We start from the raw sequence: 14,991 nt of genomic DNA on the forward strand, positions 1-14,991 counted from the left end.
TAAGCGACATTTATGAAAAAAAACTAGTGAAACTGTACATTTTTTGGCATAGTATCAAAAAATAGACTAAGACGTACATTAATGTAAATTAGGTGGATGTTCTACCGGTTATATGTTCATGTAATTTATATAAAAAACAGCTTTTGGAGCTAAAATGAAAAGAAATGCAGGTTTTACACTAATCGAATTAGTGATCGTAATTATTGTACTAGGTATCTTAGCTGCCACTGCTGTGCCGAAATTTATTAACCTTCAAGATGATGCTAAAGAAGCTGCAATGAAAGGTGTTGAATCTGCACTGCATAGTGCTGCCAATATCGTTTATTCTAAAGCGGCAATTGATGGTGTTGAAACAAAGTCAGGTGAAAACGTTGAAGACGCAGGTACAACAATCAATACTGAATACGGTTACCCTGCTGCAACTGAAACTGGTATCGGTGCATCTGTTGAATTAAGTGGTTTTGGTTCTAAATATACAGTTGTAACAGCACCAGCTGCAGATACTGCTTTATTTTGGAATGGTACAGCTTCTACTGGTAAAGCTACATGTATTAAATATACGGAAGCTACTTCTTCAGCTCGTTACACAATCAAGAGTGATGAGTGTGAAGATTTGATTTAATACTTTAAAGTTTAAAGTTTAAAGTTTAAAGTTTAAAGATAAAGGCTTACTTCGGTAAGTCTTTTTTATATCCAACATATGGAATTAACTAATACCTAGTGACTAATGCAACTTACTTAAATTTATAATATTATCCATATTCAGTATGGTAAGTAACTAGACCTAGCACCCATAATTATTAAGCCATCAGGTACGATAGCATATGTTTAAAAATTCCGGATTTACTCTTATTGAGCTTGTTATCGTGATAATCCTGACTGGTATTCTAGCCGCGACGGCGATCCCTAAATTAATTGGTAATGATGGTTTTGAAGCGCAAACTTATCGTGACCAACTAGTGCAATTATTAAAAACCGTGCAGCAGCAAGCAATGAGTTGTGATGATAATTGCCGTGCTAATTCTGGTGGCACGCCTCGTACAAATAACCTCTACGCTTGTAATAAAGTGATTATTGACAGCAACCGTTTTGGCATCCCCAAAGATTGTGGTGCAACTTTTCCGCTAGCTGGTTACGATGTTCCTCACTTAGGCATGAGTAAAGCGGAAGCTGATAGTAGCTCGATTAGCTTTAATAGCCCGCTGCGTATAATTGAGTTTGATTCACTTGGTGTTGTGAGTGGTTGCACTGGCTGTATTATTGAAGTGAAAGGTGAAAATACATTATCCATCCGCATCGAATCTCAAGGCTATATCCATGAAATGTAAACAGCGCGGTTTTACCTTAATTGAGATTGTTGTTGGTATTGTGGTACTCGCGGTCGCGCTGACGATAGTGACTGGCGTGTTTTTACCCCAAGCGAGTAAAATGACTTCGCCTATGTATCAGATTAAAGCGACTGCATTAGGTAAGAGCATCATGAACCAAGTGCTGATCCGTTATTATGATGATGTGAATATCAGTTCTGGCAGTTTTAGTCCCTGTACTAATACAACTTGTACTGTGAGCTTTGGTGTTGAATCAGAAGATCCAGATGAACCTGATACATTTAATGATGTGGATGACTATCAGGTATATTGCTCCACAGATCCACAAACAACACTTAATCGCTTTACTGATGAATATCCTGGTTACGGTATAAACATATGCGTAACCAATGCGGCGAATAAGTTTGTGCCTCTCACTCCTGAAAATACCAATAATAACGTAGCCAAGCGTATTGAATTAACGGTATTCATGCCAAATAATGAAACAATTACGCTGACGTCATTTAAGGGGAATTACTGATGATTAATTCCTTTAAACATAAACAGGCTGGTTTCACTTTAGTTGAACTGGTGACAGTCATTATCTTATTGGGTGTTGTCGGTACTTTCAGTAGCCGTTTTATTGCTGATAATGTGGTGTTGTATCAATCATCGGTTAACCAAAATGAACGTCTTAACGATGCCCGTTTTGTGTTGAACAGAATGGCGAAGGAGTTAGACTCTGCGATAGCGTTTAGTGTAAGGGTAGATGGCAGTTGCATGAGTTTTGTGCCTTTTAATGCGGCTGGGCAGTATTTAAATAGTGTAGCAAGAGAAATTGATCCTATTCAATTAATTATGGATCCCGTTTCGCGTAAGTTAGGTGGTGATGCGACAGGTACTTTTGTCGATCAGCGTATTAGTGTATTAACCACCAGTGCAGCTGACTTCTATGATATCCCGGAAGTGGCTGATGATAGTATTGCAACGATTCAGAGCTATATTGCATCTGGTTCGCAAGCCACGTTGACGCTGGACTATCCCTTAGACCGAGATTCAGCGGCATCTCGTTATTTCATTGCAGAGAGCAAAGTGCGCTATTGTTTATCGGCAGGGCAGCTACGTCGTAGCCAAGTTTTATTAACTGAATCATTTCCATTACTAATTTCGACATCTGGTGTATTAATGGCTGATAACTTAAGTACTGAGAGTAGTATGTCGTTAACCAACGCTAGTCAGTTTAGTAATGCGATTTTAGAATTAGACTTTCGTTTTTTACTACGCGACGGTAATGAAATAAAATTTGAACATCAGGTGGTAATGTCTAATGTGCCGTAATCGTCATTCGAGTCCTTATAAGCAGCAGGGGAGCATGCTGGTGATCGCTATTTTTATTATAGTGGTGATCTCGTTATTAGTGGCGTCATTGAGCCGGATTTTAAGCTCGACTGCAGATAGCGTTGCTAATGAAGTGTATAGCGCGAAAGCTTATTATGCTGCGGATAGCGCTATGGAATATGGAATTTATCGAGCCTTACAAAACCCGCCATTATGTCCATTAGGCCCATTGGGTCCATTGAGTACACCTTTTATTTTAACAGGTGAAATCGGACTTGAGAACTGCACTGCAAAGGTCACTTGTCAGTTAATACCGGGCACTACGCAATATTACTTGGAATCAACCGGCACATGCGATGGCGGAAAAATAGTTGCTGAGCATAAAGTTGAAGCCGAAGTACAATATGATTTTTAAGTTTAAATTCAGAAAATAGCCCTAATTATATATTAATGCTGATAGCTATATTGGATTTTTTCAATCACCTTTACCTACATCACTTTTGGCTTTTTCTATGGTAATGACCGTGTTATTTATCGAAGACGGTTAAATTAGTAGTGAGTAGTTCATAAAGTCTGATAAACTTGCCTCATTCATTGCGCATTGGTACAGTTAACCGATCCTGCAACATTTTACTTTTAGGAATGCCCAAAGTCATGTTTAAAAAGTTAAGAGGCGTATTCTCAAGCGATTTATCAATCGATCTGGGAACTGCAAACACTCTCATTTATGTTAAAGGTCAAGGTATTGTTCTTGACGAGCCTTCTGTTGTAGCGATCCGCCAAGAGCGCGGTGCGAACAAGAGTGTTGCAGCAGTTGGTACAGCCGCAAAGCAAATGCTAGGGCGTACTCCTGGTAATATTGCCGCTATCCGCCCAATGAAAGATGGCGTTATCGCTGACTTTTTTGTAACAGAAAAAATGCTACAGCACTTTATTAAACAAGTGCATGACAATAACTTTTTCCGTCCAAGCCCACGTGTTTTAATTTGTGTGCCATGCGGCTCAACACAAGTAGAGCGTCGTGCGATCCGTGAATCTGCACAAGGTGCTGGTGCACGTGATGTATTTTTGATTGATGAACCTATGGCTGCGGCGATTGGTGCAGGCATGCCTGTATCTGAAGCAACAGGCTCTATGGTTGTAGATATAGGTGGTGGTACCACTGAAGTTGCAATCATCTCATTAAACGGTGTGGTTTATTCTTCATCAGTACGTATTGGCGGTGACAAACTTGATGAAGCAATCATCAGCTATGTACGTCGTAACTACGGCAGCTTAATCGGTGAAGCAACTGCGGAACGTATTAAGAAAGAAATTGGCTCAGCTTACCCACTCGATGAAGTTGTTGAAATTGAAGTGCGCGGTCGTAACCTTGCAGAAGGTGTTCCACGTAGCTTTATCTTAAACAGCACTGAAATTTTAGAAGCATTACAAGAGCCTTTATCAGGTGTTGTAAGTGCCGTAATGACAGCACTAGAGCAGTCTCCACCCGAATTAGCATCGGATATTGCCGAACGCGGTATGGTATTGACTGGCGGCGGTGCCTTGATCCGTGGCCTTGATCGTTTATTACTGGAAGAAACCGGTATTCCTGTTGTTATCGCTGAAGATCCACTGACATGTGTGGCTCGTGGCGGCGGTACTGCCTTAGAAATGATTGACATGCACGGTGGTGATCTGTTCCATTACGATTAAGCCTTGATTAAATAATCCTATAGGATGGCGGACGCGCCATCCTTTGAGAATACCATCTAATGAAACCTATTTTTGCTACCTCAACATCGTTACAACTGCGCCTATTCCTTGCGGTTATCGCCTCTTTCTCATTAATTGTTTTTGATTCTAAATTTGATTCTTTTTCGAATGTGCGCGTGTATTTAAATACTGCAGTATCACCCTTGATCTATGCGGCAGATATTCCCGGCGAAATGTTAAAAGGTGTATCAAATACCGTTGTGAGCCGTCAAGAATTAAAAAAGCAAGTTGAAGAACAACAAGATAAGCTATTTATCCAGCAAGTGCAGTTACTGGAATTTAAACACCTAAAAGAAGAAAATAAGCGCCTACGCGCATTACTCAATTCCCCCGTCCATACCGATAAACGTAAGCTCGTCGCGGAAATAATTACCGTTAATTCGGACCCGTTTTCACTGCAAGTGGTGATTAACAAGGGCGCTAATGATGGTATTTATATTGGCCAACCGGTATTAAACGATCAAGGTGTCGTTGGGCAAATTGTAGATGTGTCTATGACTTACAGCCGCGTACTGCTGATTTCAGATGTCACGCACGGTATACCAGTGCGTGTACAGCGTAATGACATTCGTGCTATTGCTAATGGCAGTGGCGAATTAAACGGACTCAACTTACCTTATGTTCCCCACAGTACAGATATTCAAATGGGTGATGTGTTGGTGACGTCAGGCCTTGGTGGTGTGTTCCCCGAGGGATACCCTGTTGCGACTGTGACAGAGTTTTCTTACCAGGTTGGACAACCTTATGCGCAAGTTGAAGCAAAACCTGCCGTAGCATTAGAGCGGATACGTTATGTATTATTAGTGTGGGATGATACCAGCCCTAATGAGACGACTGAATCGCAACCAGAAACAGGCAAGGAGACAGCATCATGACGCCTGCTAACGGTCGTTTTAAATTAATTATGACCATTGTTATCGCATTATTACTTACCGCATTACCGGTACCAGAACCGTTTGGTAGTTTCAGACCTGATTGGGTGTTATTAGTACTAGGTTATTGGTGTATGGCACTGCCGTATCGAGTGAGCATTGGTTATGCTTGGGTGACGGGGTTAACCTTAGATTTATTGCTTGGCGCACCGCTCGGTATTCACTCTTTGGCCTTGTCTATTGTCATCTATATCATCGTGATGAATCATCGTTTGATCCGGAACATATCGTTATGGCAACAAGCCCTAATTGTCGGCTTTTTAGTGATGCTCAATAAGCTTATTATATTCTGGGCTGAAAAATTACTTTTCGATATCTCAATAACACCGATGTACTTATGGTCAATCCTAACCACGATGTTAATATGGCCATGGATATTCTTGATTTTAAGGAAGATCCGTCGCCAATTTGCGATTAGATAGTGGCCTGACGATAGCTTAATTAACGAGAAGATAATAAGATGAAACAGACTAATATGTATTTAGCGTCGCAATCACCACGTCGCCGTGAGTTATTAACCCAAATTGGCGTGGCATTCTCGGTATTATCTGTTGATGTGGAAGAACAGCAACAAGTCGATGAATTAGCGCCTGACTATGTATCCCGTCTGGCGCGTGATAAAGCGCAAGCGGGTGTTGCTGCGCTAAATTACACGAATATTGCAGAGATAAAGACTAATACTGCTGATAAACAAATGGTGTTAGGTGCGGATACGATAGTGGTCTATGCCGGACTGGTATTAGAGAAACCGATAGATGAAGCTGATTCAGTGCGTATGCTCAGCTTATTATCAGGTCAGGAACATCAAGTGATGACTGCTGTGGCACTTGCCGATGAATCTCGTTGTTGGGTTGAATTAGTGACGACAGCAGTACAGTTTAGAGAGATATCAACGATTGAAATGCACGATTACTGGCGTACGGGTGAACCCTGCGATAAAGCCGGTAGTTATGCTATCCAAGGTATTGCGGGTAAATTTGTCAGCCATATAAGCGGTAGTTATAGCGCGGTTGTCGGTTTACCATTAATGCAAACCGAGCAATTAATTCAAGCCTTTAGGGCAGAGCAGAATAAGTAACGAAGGGCTAAAGAATATGGGTATAACGACAGAGTTATTAGTGAATGTTACCCCGAGCGAAACACGTGTTGCCTTGATTGAAAATGGCGTACTGCAAGAAATACATGTCGAGCGAGAAGCAAAACGTGGCATCGTGGGTAATATCTATAAAGGTAAAGTAAGTCGGGTCTTACCGGGCATGCAAGCTGCATTTATTGATATTGGTCTCGACAAGGCGGCGTTTCTTCACGCATCAGATATTGTACCGCATACCGAGTGTGTGGCGCCGGGTGAAAAGAAACATTTTAAAGTAGCCGATATCTCGCAGTTAGTACGTCAAGGTCAAGATATTATCGTCCAAGTGGTGAAAGATCCGATGGGCACGAAAGGTGCGCGTTTGACGACCGATATTACCTTACCGTCACGCTATTTGGTGTTTATGCCTGGTAGTTCGCATGTGGGTGTATCACAACGTATTGATTGTGAAGAAGAGCGTAGTCGTTTAAAACGTGTCACTGAAGCGCAAATTGATGAACTCGGTGGTTATATCATTCGTACCGCCGCTGATGGTGTTGGTGATAAAGAACTTGAACAAGACATTGCTTACTTAAAACGTCTATGGACCAAAGTGTTACAGCGTAAAAGAACGAACCCAAGTGCGAGCATGTTGTATCAAGATCCGTCTTTGGCCTTTCGTATTATTCGTGATTTTGCCGGTGCACCATTAGACAAGATCCGGGTCGATTCTCGTTTAGCTTATGCTGAACTATGTGAATTTACCGAATCGTATGTACCCGAGCTAGTCAGTGCGTTAGAACCGTATACTGGCGAACGCCCGATCTTTGAAATGTATGATGTTGAAAATGAATCGCAACGTGCACTCGAACGCAGGGTAAAGCTCAAATCGGGTGGTTATTTAATTATCGATCAGACTGAAGCGATGACGACGATTGATATTAATACTGGCGCTTTTGTGGGTCATCGTAATCTTGAAGATACGATCTTTAATACCAATGTCGAATCGACTCAGGCGATTGCCCGTCAGCTGAGATTACGTAATCTGGGTGGTATTATCATTATCGACTTCATTGATATGCAAAGTTCTGAGCATCGCCGCCGCGTGATGGAATGCTTGGAATCAGCATTAAGCCATGACCGTGCTAAAACCAATACCCATGATTTCTCGGCGCTAGGCTTGGTCGAAATGACCCGTAAGCGTACCCGTGAATCATTAGAGCATGTCTTGTGTTCTGATTGTCCGACGTGTGATGGCCGTGGTTCAGTGAAAACCGTTGAAACAGTATGTTACGAGATATTTCGTGAAGTAACGCGCGTTAACCGGGCTTATGATGCCGATCAGTTTAACGTTTATGCCTCGGTTGCAGTGGCGGAATACATTATCAAAGAAGAGTCACACAGTATTGCTGAGTTAGAATTGTTTATGGGTAAACAGGTGAAAATTAAACCTGAACCGCAGTACCTACAAGAACAATTTGATGTGGTAATGATGTAGCGTGACAGCGAAACGAAATTGGCTAAGAAGGTGTGGTAAAGCCTGCCTTTACACTTTTGCCTGCTTAGCTGTTTTTTCTGCCGTTTCGATTAGTTTGTTACGGGCGAGTTTACCTTACCTGAATCAATATCACGATCGTGTGATTGATTGGCTTGTTGCTGATCAATCGGTGAGTATTGAAGTTGAAAGTATTGATGCGGGTTGGTATAAATTCGGCCCGGTATTAATTGTTAATACCCTTGATGTAAAGTTTGAGGGCTCCTTGCCTTATAATTTTGATGTTGCTCGTATCAAGATCAGCATCGATTTTTGGAATAGCCTACTAGAACAAAAACTGCTGGTTGATAACCTTATCTTAGATGGCGTGCAGATAAAGTTACCTGTATCTCCGTTTCAAAGCAGCCAAGAACAAGACACTAAACTGTCTTCCCCTGAATTAACCCGTCTGCTTGATGTGTTTTTCCGTCAACTTGAACATTTTGAATTAACCAATAGTAACTTACGGGTATTAACCCCCGCGGGTGAAGAAAAGATTATTCATATCCCTGAATTTGCTTGGTTGAACCAAGGTAATCGTCACCGAGGGGAAGGTTGGGCATACATCAATGATGATATCACTGATAATAACTTACGCATTATGGTGGATGTCACCAGCGCTAAAAATGATTTAGCCAGTGTCAGTGGTCAAGTTTATGTTCAAGCCGAAAATGTGAGTTTGTCGAGTTGGTTTGAAAGAGTATTACTTGATCGAGAAGGGCTGAAAAAAGGCGCGCTCAGCTTTGAAAGTTGGATTGACATTGTCGACAATAAACCAACCACAGCCTTACTGCAGCTACAACGGTCCGAGTTTAGTTGGCAAAGTGGTGACTTACAGCAAGACCTCAATATCTGGGGTGGCGAACTGGAATGGCAGTTAACGGATACCGGTTGGCAATTAGACAGTCGTGAATTGGCCTTGGTAACAAATGGTATTGTTTGGCCGCCACTGGCGCTACAAGTTAGGCAGCAAGAAGATGATTTATTTGCGTTTGTTAATCAAGTGGAATTGTCTAAATTAGCCCCTATTGTAGCCTTGTCACGACATGTTGATGACGCTTTGTTTCAGGATCTTAAAACCCTATATCCCCATGGCCTCGTCCGTGATGTGAAGGTTAAGATCCCATTGCAAGATTGGACGCAGCTGCGTTATCAGTTAAATGTAGATGATTTTAAGTTGCAAAGTTGGCAAGGTTTCCCGGCTATTGATAATGTCGATATTGCCGTAACGGGTAGCTTGGATGCAGGCCAAATTAGTGTTGATATGCAGGATACGTTATTAGATCTTTCGGCGTATCTTGAGCACAGTATTCAGGTTAATCAATTTTCGAGTGATTTAACTTGGCGTCGTTATGACTATAGCGAGACTGATACCGATACCGAGACAAGTAAAAATAACCATAAAACTGCGGGTAAAAAACTGACAGGTATCGAGATCACCGCGGACAAGGTGTTTGTTGATACCCCTGAATTAGTGCTTGATAGCCAATTCTTATTAGACATACCGGGCGATGCAAACCCATTTCTCAGCCTTGCTGGTGATTTGAAATTACGCGATGCCAGTAAAGCCTATTATTATTATCCTACCGATTATATGGGTGAGTCATTAATCGATTACCTGAGAGACGCGTTAAAGCAGGGGCATTCGGATAATGGTCAATTATTGTGGTTTGGTGAATTTGCGAATTATCCTTATAGCCAAGGGGATGGTATCTTTGAGACGCGGTTAAATGTTGTTGATGCCGAGTTTAAGTTTGATCCACAGTGGCCAACGCTGACCGAATTACAGCTCGAATTACTCTTTCAAAATGATGATTTATTTATGTCATCGCGACAAGGTAATTTGGCACAAGTGGCGATATCGGCAGTGGACTTGCAACTGCCGAATTTAGGTAACGTACAAGCGCTCGGTATTCAGGCGCAATTTGCGACGACGGGTAAAAAAGCCAAATCACTGATTGATTCAAGCCCACTGCCAGAAGTGAGTGAGGTGCTGAACAGTTTGCAGGTATCAGGAAACCTGAATGGTGAAGTTGATATTATTCTGCCGTTTACCGATGATGATCCCGTTGTTGTTAGTGGCGATATTGGGTTAGTGAATAATAGTATTTACCTGCCTGCACTGGATTTAACCTTGATGGATGTACAGGGAGGATTCAAGTTTGATGATACTGGCTTGTTATCAACCCCGTTAACGGCCAAGCTATATGATCAACCACTCAATGTCCGTTTTATCAGTGCGCAACAAGACAGTATTTATCACGTTAATGTCGATCTTGCTGGTGTATGGGCCAGTGATAAGATCATGACGCAATTTATGCCTGGATATGAACAGTACGTGTCGGGTGATGTGAATTGGCAAGGCACATTAAACATGGCTTTCCCTGAGCAGGGCTTTAACTATGAATTTGATGTTCAAAGTGATTTAGAACGCCTTTCGATCGACTTGCCTATGCCTTTAGCAAAATCAACCTTCCTTGATTGGCCTACCGATGTTTCACTTGTTGGTAATGATAAACAAGCTCAGATCCAAGTGAATGTCAGCGATGTGCTGTATTTTTCTGGGCAGGTCAATTATGCCGATGAGCAGTTAGCCTTGATCCAATCTTTAGTGCAAATCGGTAATGCAGATGAGCTGCTTATCAGTGATACCGCGAATGCTGTCGTCGTTAATGTTGATAACCTAGATATTGCGGATTGGGTGTCATGGTATAACGCCTTACCCGAGAGTGACTTCAATGTAAGCAGTGCGGTTGAGCCTTTATCTTCAATTAAAGTGGCTGTGGCGAATACCGTTTATTATCAGCAGCCTTTGACTGACTTAAATCTGAGTGCGACTAAGGGTTACCGTAATTGGGGGATCACGCTTAAAGCCGATGAATTTAATGGCAATGTTGTGATCCCTGAACTCGGTAATATCAATATCGATTTTGATTATTTATATTTACCTGATTTAGTGTTTATCGGTGATGATACGCCTGCTAATAATGGTAAATCCTCGGTGCAAGCATCATCAACTGGATTAATTTGGCAGGACATTCCCGGTTTTAACTTTAATTGTGGCGCCTGTATTGTAGGGCAAATCAATTTAGGGAAAGCATCTGCAGAAGTCAGCAAAGACAACACTGGGCTTAAGCTTAAAGCGTTAGATGTGGATATGGAACATTCAGCCGTTGCGATGACTGGGCGTTGGTTTACCAATAAAAGTGGCCAGCAAGCAACACAATTTCAAGGTGAGTTGAAAACCAAAAGTGTTGAAGAATTTATGACAGATTTAGGGCTCATCAGCCCGTTAGCGAAAACGCCTGCAGACGTTAATTTTAAATTGGCTTGGCAGGACGACCCGCTTAACCTCGATATTGCCTCGTTAAATGGTAGTGCGAATATAGTAACCAAAGCTGGGCGGATCTCGAATGTCAGTGATAAAGGCACGCGGTTCTTAAGTGTGCTGAGTTTACAGTCGTTAGTGAAGCGTTTGAGTTTGGACTTTAGTGATGTATTTAATGATGGCTTACCTTATTCTTCAATGTCCGCATCGTTACAGATAGTCGATGGCGCCATTAATAATAAAGATTTTTTAGTTAACTCCAGTAGCGGTAAAATTACCGGTAATGGTTATATTGATTTAGTCACAGATACGATTAACTATAATTTAAGCTTCTTCCCTGATGTGACGTCGAGTCTACCGGTATTGGCTGCATTTGCGGTAACGCCAACCACGGCTCTGGCTGTGTTTGCTTTATCTAAGATCTTAGAGCCTGTGGTTGAAGTGATCACCGAGCTTAAATTTAATGTCAGTGGTGATTTTGATAACCCGACATTTACTGAAGTGAAACGGAATCAAAAATCCATCGCAGTGCCTGATAAGCTAATCGATGAAGCTGAATCGCAAACGAAAAGGAATAAGTAATGCAATTAGTGGCAATACAAATGACCTCGGGCGCCGATATTGATGCTAATTTAGCTTACGTGGCCTCGCAACTCGCGCGGGTGAACACTGCCATTGAACCGACATTAATTTTATTACCGGAAAATTTCGCCTTATTTTCCAATCGTGACGATTATGTCGCACATGCGGAGCCATTAGGGCAAGGGCGAGTACAACAACAGCTTGCCGATTGGGCTATAAAATACCAATGCTGGCTGGTTGCTGGGTCTTTCCCTATTCTTAGTGATATTGAGGAGCGTATTTACACGACCAGTTTAGCATTTGACCCGACTGGGGAATTGGTGCAACATTACCATAAGATCCATTTATTTGATGCGCATGTTCCAGCGGTCTCTATCGTGAGCAACGCTGAGCAAGGTAAGGCTGAATGTCTGAAAGAGTTGAAGAAAGAGTTAAAGCCACAAACTTATAAAGAATCAGATAGTTTTATTGCCGGTGAGCAAATCGCGACTTTTACTATTCCTGCTAATACTGTTGGTGATAGCTGTGTTGATAATAGTGCTGTTGGTGAGCGCGGCTCCGGAGATATCACGGTTGGTATGGCAATTTGCTATGACCTGCGTTTTCCGGAATTATTCCGGGCATTGAGTGCTGCTAATGCCGATGTATTATTACTGCCTGCCGCCTTTACTCATGCCACGGGGCAAGCGCATTGGTTACCCTTATTACAAGCCAGAGCCATAGAGAATCAATGCTATGTGTTAGCGGCAAACCAAGTGGGTGATCATGGCGGCAATCGTCATACTTGGGGTCATTCGGTTATCTTAGACCCTTGGGGCGAGAGCTTGGCGCAGCAAACCTCGTCGTGCGGTATCTGCTGCGCGCGATTAGACAAACATAAGTTAGTACAAGTACGTGCTGACATACCTATTTTACAACATGCACGCTTTACGGCGAGCTTGAAAAATAAAGAGTAATAATCACAATGAGATTTGAACAAGTCGAAAATTCAATTTTACTGCCTGCCGAGTTAAACCTCGATAAGCTGCAGAGCACGCTGTCATTATTGATGGGCAATCAGCTTGATTATGGTGATCTTTATTTCCAAGCTTGTAAGCATGAGTCTTGGGGTTTAGAAGACGGCATTGTTAAAGAAGGTTCATTTAACATCGAGAAAGGTGTTGGTGTACGCGCAGTATCGGGTGAGAAAACCGGTTTTGCGTATTCTGACGAGATCAGTTTAAAGGCATTAACCCAGTCTGCGAAAGCGGCTCGCGGTATTGCTGCCAGTGGTGGCGAAGGTAAAGTAAAAGCCTGGAGCAGACCACAAGGTAGTGAGATTTATCAGCCATTAGATCCCTTAGCGAGCATGGAAAGACAACGTAAAATAGACTTGCTACATGAAGTTGATGTTTATGCGCGCGCATTAGATGCCAACGTGACTCAAGTAAGTGTGAGCTTATCTGCTGTATACGAAGAAGTATTAGTCGCAGCAACCGATGGCACATTGGCGACCGATGTACGTCCATTAGTTCGCATGAATTGTTCAGTGCTTATCGAAAAAAATGGTAAACGTGAACGCGGCGGCGCTGGTGGCGGTGGTCGTTATGGATTTGATTACTTTTTAGAGGATGTGGACGGTACGCAACGTGCTTTTAGCTATGCTAAAGATGCAGTGCGTCAGGCGTTAGTTAATATTGATGCTATTGATGCTCCAGCAGGCGCGATGGAAGTGGTACTGGGTGCTGGTTGGCCTGGAGTCTTGTTACATGAAGCGGTAGGCCATGGTTTAGAAGGTGACTTTAACCGTAAAGGCACGTCTTCTTATGCAGGCAAAATTGGCCAGCAAGTGGCATCGCCATTGTGTACGATTGTTGATAATGGCACGCTAGAGAATCGCCGTGGTTCATTGAATATTGATGATGAAGGTACGGTAACACAAAATACCATGTTGATTGAGAAGGGTATTTTGAAAGGTTACATGCAAGATAAGCTTAACGCCCGTTTAATGGGTGTTGAATCTACGGGTAACGGTCGTCGTGAATCATTTGCGCATTTACCGATGCCACGTATGACCAATACTTACATGTTAGCTGGCGAGCATTCACCAGAAGAAATTATTAGCACGGTTAAGAAAGGGATTTACGCGCCTAACTTTGGTGGCGGTCAGGTAGATATTACTTCAGGTAAGTTTGTATTTTCTGCATCGGAGGCGTATTTAATTGAGAATGGTAAAATTACCACGCCAATTAAAGGTGCTACCTTGATCGGTAATGGCCATGATGCGATGCAAGATATCTCTATGGTCGGTAATGATCTGGAACTTGATAAAGGTGTCGGTATCTGTGGTAAAGAAGGTCAGAGCGTACCCGTTGGTGTTGGTCAGCCAACATTAAAATTAAACAGCATGACAGTGGGCGGCACTGGTAGCTAATTTGCTATTTGTAGTGTGTTGTAGATAAAAATAAAGCCCTAACAAGTATATAATCACTTGTTAGGGCTTTATGGTTTGTATTGCTTGCATATCACTGTGGCCAAAATGGCCAATTAATATTACAGACCAGCAATTTCACGCAGGTGTTTAAAGATTTCTTTGCTTGGTTTCGCTGCTTTAAGCGGCTTTTCAGCTTTCAGTTCTTTATTTACTTGGCGAATAAGTTGACGTAGCTTCTGACGATCAGCACCTGGGTATGTTTCCATCAACGTTGAGATCGCAGCGTCACCACCGGCAATGAGCTCATCACGAACTATTTCTAATTTCGCTAATTCAACCGTTGCTTGGTTATACTTATTGGTGATCTTATCGTATGCCGCTTGGATTGGCTCAAGACCGTCGCTACGCATGATTTTGCACATGTACGATAGGTGTCTGCTGTAAGCATCAGTACGTACAACAATTTTTCTTGCTGTGACGATTGCTGCAAGCATCTCTTCTGAAAAACCCATCTTGGCAATTTCGGCTTTACTGAGTAAAGCGATAGCGCCAGCGAGTTTTTGTGTCTTGGCAATTTCAATTTTATTTTCTGCACGACTTTGATATAACTCGTCGTCTTCAGCGCGTCGGTAAGACTTTTCACTGGTAATATTTCGTTCTCTTACGCTCATAATATTCTTTTTCAAAACGATTGATATGTTAATTGTATCAGTTTATTGCTAATTGCGCA

14 protein-coding genes are annotated in these 14,991 nt (G+C 42.2%); 13 read left to right on the forward strand and 1 reads right to left on the reverse strand.

Annotation, left to right across the window (positions count from 1 at the left end; all coding sequences use genetic code 11):
- Positions 1-154: 154 nt before the first annotated feature.
- The 13 genes from FR932_RS21830 to tldD all read left to right on the forward strand — a co-directional run bounded on the left by FR932_RS21830 (position 155) and on the right by tldD (position 14,261).
- Positions 155-622: a prepilin-type N-terminal cleavage/methylation domain-containing protein gene (locus FR932_RS21830; RefSeq protein WP_019440701.1), complete on the forward strand. Its 468-nt coding sequence runs from the start codon at positions 155-157 to the stop codon at positions 620-622.
- Positions 623-824: 202 nt separating this feature from the next.
- Positions 825-1,328: a pilus assembly FimT family protein gene (locus tag FR932_RS18945; protein WP_019440702.1), complete on the forward strand. Its 504-nt coding sequence runs from the start codon at positions 825-827 to the stop codon at positions 1,326-1,328.
- Positions 1,318-1,848 (forward strand): type IV pilus modification PilV family protein, encoded by a 531-nt coding sequence (locus FR932_RS18950; RefSeq protein WP_019440703.1) that lies wholly within the window; start codon positions 1,318-1,320, stop codon positions 1,846-1,848. Before FR932_RS18945 ends, FR932_RS18950 begins: the two co-directional genes overlap by 11 nt.
- Positions 1,848-2,645, forward strand: a complete 798-nt coding sequence (locus FR932_RS18955) for a PulJ/GspJ family protein (RefSeq protein ID WP_019440704.1) — start codon at positions 1,848-1,850, stop codon at positions 2,643-2,645. The genes FR932_RS18950 and FR932_RS18955 overlap by 1 nt, the downstream gene beginning before the upstream one ends.
- Positions 2,635-3,060 carry a PilX N-terminal domain-containing pilus assembly protein gene (locus FR932_RS18960; RefSeq protein ID WP_019628962.1) on the forward strand — a complete coding sequence of 142 codons (426 nt, stop codon included), beginning with the start codon at positions 2,635-2,637 and terminating at the stop codon, positions 3,058-3,060. Before FR932_RS18955 ends, FR932_RS18960 begins: the two co-directional genes overlap by 11 nt.
- A 239-nt stretch (positions 3,061-3,299) precedes the next feature.
- Positions 3,300-4,340 carry a rod shape-determining protein gene (locus tag FR932_RS18965; RefSeq protein ID WP_019440706.1) on the forward strand — a complete coding sequence of 347 codons (1,041 nt, stop codon included), beginning with the start codon at positions 3,300-3,302 and terminating at the stop codon, positions 4,338-4,340.
- A 59-nt stretch (positions 4,341-4,399) separates the two neighbouring features.
- A complete protein-coding gene (gene mreC / locus FR932_RS18970) occupies positions 4,400-5,275 on the forward strand; it encodes a rod shape-determining protein MreC (RefSeq protein ID WP_019440707.1) in 876 nt (291 codons plus the stop codon).
- Positions 5,272-5,754 (forward strand): rod shape-determining protein MreD, encoded by a 483-nt coding sequence (mreD, locus tag FR932_RS18975; RefSeq protein WP_019440708.1) that lies wholly within the window; start codon positions 5,272-5,274, stop codon positions 5,752-5,754. The genes mreC and mreD overlap by 4 nt, the downstream gene beginning before the upstream one ends.
- A 38-nt stretch (positions 5,755-5,792) precedes the next feature.
- Positions 5,793-6,410 (forward strand): Maf family protein, encoded by a 618-nt coding sequence (locus FR932_RS18980; RefSeq protein WP_019440709.1) that lies wholly within the window; start codon positions 5,793-5,795, stop codon positions 6,408-6,410.
- 16 nt (positions 6,411-6,426) lie between these two features.
- A complete protein-coding gene (rng, locus tag FR932_RS18985) occupies positions 6,427-7,902 on the forward strand; it encodes a ribonuclease G (RefSeq protein WP_019440710.1) in 1,476 nt (491 codons plus the stop codon).
- 1 nt (position 7,903) lies between these two features.
- Positions 7,904-11,848, forward strand: a complete 3,945-nt coding sequence (locus FR932_RS18990) for a YhdP family protein (protein WP_019628961.1) — start codon at positions 7,904-7,906, stop codon at positions 11,846-11,848.
- Entirely contained in the window at positions 11,848-12,804 is a 957-nt protein-coding gene (locus FR932_RS18995) for a carbon-nitrogen hydrolase family protein (protein ID WP_019440712.1), read from the forward strand. The genes FR932_RS18990 and FR932_RS18995 overlap by 1 nt, the downstream gene beginning before the upstream one ends.
- A gap of 8 nt (positions 12,805-12,812) precedes the next feature.
- Positions 12,813-14,261, forward strand: a complete 1,449-nt coding sequence (tldD, locus tag FR932_RS19000) for a metalloprotease TldD (protein ID WP_019440713.1) — start codon at positions 12,813-12,815, stop codon at positions 14,259-14,261.
- Between the two features lie 119 nt (positions 14,262-14,380).
- On the opposite strand, the gene yjgA is transcribed toward tldD, so the two are convergent.
- Positions 14,381-14,932 (reverse strand): ribosome biogenesis factor YjgA, encoded by a 552-nt coding sequence (yjgA, locus tag FR932_RS19005; protein WP_019440714.1) that lies wholly within the window; start codon positions 14,930-14,932, stop codon positions 14,381-14,383.
- Positions 14,933-14,991 lie beyond the last annotated feature (59 nt).

It is taken from the genome of Moritella marina ATCC 15381 (assembly GCF_008931805.1).
Lineage (GTDB): Bacteria > Pseudomonadota > Gammaproteobacteria > Enterobacterales > Moritellaceae > Moritella > Moritella marina.